Origin of the sequence: Nocardia sp. NPDC060220 (assembly GCF_042727815.1) — a bacterium.
Classification (GTDB): Bacteria; Actinomycetota; Actinomycetes; order Mycobacteriales; family Mycobacteriaceae; genus Nocardia.
Map to the genome: position 1 here is coordinate 1 of NZ_JBHWZY010000984.1, position 2,345 is coordinate 2,345.

3 protein-coding genes and 1 pseudogene are annotated in these 2,345 nt (G+C 66.1%); all 4 read right to left on the bottom strand.

The features are described from left to right. A pseudogene (locus ACFWF3_RS32600) lies at positions 1 to 790 on the bottom strand (excinuclease ABC subunit UvrA); the annotation flags it as partial. A gap of 55 nt (positions 791 to 845) precedes the next feature. Then, on the bottom strand, positions 846 to 1,256 hold the full coding sequence (locus ACFWF3_RS32605; RefSeq protein ID WP_379317705.1) for a VOC family protein: 411 nt from the start codon (positions 1,254 to 1,256) through the stop codon (positions 846 to 848). Between the two features lie 10 nt (positions 1,257 to 1,266). Then, complete coding sequence (locus ACFWF3_RS32610) at positions 1,267 to 1,710, bottom strand: helix-turn-helix transcriptional regulator (RefSeq protein WP_378991799.1); 444 nt, start codon at positions 1,708 to 1,710, stop codon at positions 1,267 to 1,269. After that, positions 1,707 to 2,159 carry a MerR family transcriptional regulator gene (locus ACFWF3_RS32615; RefSeq protein WP_378991801.1) on the bottom strand — a complete coding sequence of 151 codons (453 nt, stop codon included), beginning with the start codon at positions 2,157 to 2,159 and terminating at the stop codon, positions 1,707 to 1,709. Before ACFWF3_RS32615 ends, ACFWF3_RS32610 begins: the two co-directional genes overlap by 4 nt. Positions 2,160 to 2,345 lie beyond the last annotated feature (186 nt).

The window sequence follows — 2,345 nt, forward strand, 5'->3', positions numbered from 1 at the left end:
GTCCTTCGTAGGTGAGGTTGATGCCCTCGACCTTGATCTTGGTCGGTTCCTTGTACAGCAGGTCGGCGAGCTGTTTCTTGGTGTACCTCTTGATCGGCTTCGCCGGGTCGAAGAAGCCCGAACCCTTGAAGATGCGGCCCATCCAGCCGTCCATGCTGTAGCCGGGGATCTTGAACGGGCCCTCGTCGAGGGAGAGGTTCTCGTCGTAGAGCTCGGTGAGGTCGATGTCGTTGATCTGGCCTTTGCCCTCACAGGTGGGACACATGCCGCCGGTGATGGCGAAGCTGCGGCGTTCCTTGACGGTGACACCGTTCTTCTCGACCTCGACGGCACCGGCGCCGCTGATCGAGGCGACATTGAACGAGAACGCCTGCGACGACCCGATGTGCGGGTCGCCGAGGCGGCTGAACAGGATCCGCAGCATCGCGTTGGCGTCGGTGACGGTGCCGACAGTGGAACGCGGGTCGGCGCCCAGGCGGGACTGGTCGACCAGGATGGCGGTGGTCAGACCCTCCAGGACGTCGACGTCGGGGCGGGCCTGGCTGGGCATGAAGCCCTGCACGAACGCGCTGTAGGTCTCGTTGATCAGGCGCTGTGATTCGGCGGCGATGGTGCCGAAGACCAGGGAGCTCTTACCGGATCCGGACACGCCCGTGAAGACCGTCAGCCTGCGCTTGGGGATCTCGATGCTCACATCGCGCAGATTGTTGACCCGCGCGCCGTGCACGCGGATCACATCGTGGCTGTCGGCCGGCTCTATGGTGGTGCCGGTCTTCTTGGCCGTGCTCATGGGTCTCCCTTGATCAGTCGACATCGCCGGACATCGAATCTACCGGCGCGGTGGCTTACTTGGTCTGCTGGATGCGGACCATATTTCCGGCGGGATCGCGGAAGGCGCAGTCGCGCACGCCGTAAGGCTGATCGGTGGGTTCCTGGACGATCTCGATGTCTCCGGCCTGCAGCTTCTCGAACAGGCCGTCGAGGTCGTCGGTGGCGAGGTTGACGCCGGCGTAGGTGCCTTTGGCCATCATTTCGCTGATGACACGGCGTTCGTCGTCGGTGAGGCCGGGGTCGGCGGCCGGTGGGTGCAGCACGATGGAGGTGTCGGGCTGGCCGGTGGGGCCCACGGTGATCCAGCGCAGCCCGTTGTAGCCCACATCGTTGCGCACCTCGAAGCCGAGTGTGTCGCGGTAGAAGGTGAGCGCGGCGTCGGGGTCGTCCTGCGGCAGGTAGCTCGAGTGGATGGTGAGGTTCATGCCGACCACGCTAATTGTCGGCCGGAGCGGAAGCTTCTCGATTCCTGATCGGTCTGGTCACCTTCTTGACCACGCACGACGGCATGCCCGCGGTCTGTTCGTCCTGACGCTGTTTGTAGGTGCTGGGCGGCACCCCGACGAGTTCGGTGAAGCGGGTACTGAAGGTACCCAGCGAGGACGAGCCGACCGCGAAACACACCTCGGTGACGCTCAGATCGCCGCGGCGCAGCAGTGCCATGGCCCGTTCGATGCGGCGGGTCATCAGGTAGGAGTACGGCGATTCCCCGTAGGCGAGGCGGAATTGCCGGCTCAGGTGCCCGGCCGACATGTGGACGCCGCGGGCGAGCGCTTCGACGTCGAGCGGCTGGGCGTACTCACGGTCGATGCGGTCGCGCACACGACGCAGCAGCGCGAGGTCGCGCAAGTGCTGTGGTTTCGCGGGTGGGCCGGTCACATGGCCGATCGTCCCACGTCGGACGGTGTTGCCGACACCGGCGGGTCGGTGTGGGTGTCGAGGACCCCGGCGAGTTCGGCGCGGAAGTGAGGGCAGGTGCGGAAGTCCTCGGCGTCGCAGTCCAGGACGTGGGTAACGGCGTCGAGGGCGGCGCGCGTGCGGGCGATCTGGTCGGCGAGGCGGTCGCGATGGGCTTCGAGTACTTCTCGGCGGGTGCGCCGATCGGGGGAACGGATGAACAGGATGGCGAGATCGTCGAGGGACAAGCCTGCCTTCTTGCCCAGCACGATCATCGCGATCGTGTCGATGTCGGTACCGCGGTAGTGGCGGCGTCCGGCCGAATCACGGGCTGGAGTGAGCAGTCCGCGGTCTTCCCAGTGGCGCAGCACGTGGGTCGCGAGCCCGAACTGGGCTGCCACCGCACCGATCGTGGTGTGTTCCCCGGCCATCCGCCGAGCCTATGCGGTGACGCGGTAGCAGGTGATCACGGCGACGGGATGCCAAGGCAGACGGACTGTTTCGGTGTCGACCGACCCGAATACGGTGCTGAGTGCGCGCCGGATCTCGCGGGTTCGGGTGAAGCGGAAGTCGAAGATCGCGGCGCCGCCGCCGGGGCGGAGTACTCGACGCAGTTC

What these genes read in the sequence shown, in the direction of transcription:
- ACFWF3_RS32605 (WP_379317705.1), bottom strand. Translation starts at nt 1,256, where the DNA reads ATGAACCTCACCATCCACTCGAGCTACCTGCCGCAGGACGACCCCGAC.
- ACFWF3_RS32615 (WP_378991801.1), bottom strand. Translation starts at nt 2,159, where the DNA reads ATGGCCGGGGAACACACCACGATCGGTGCGGTGGCAGCCCAGTTCGGG.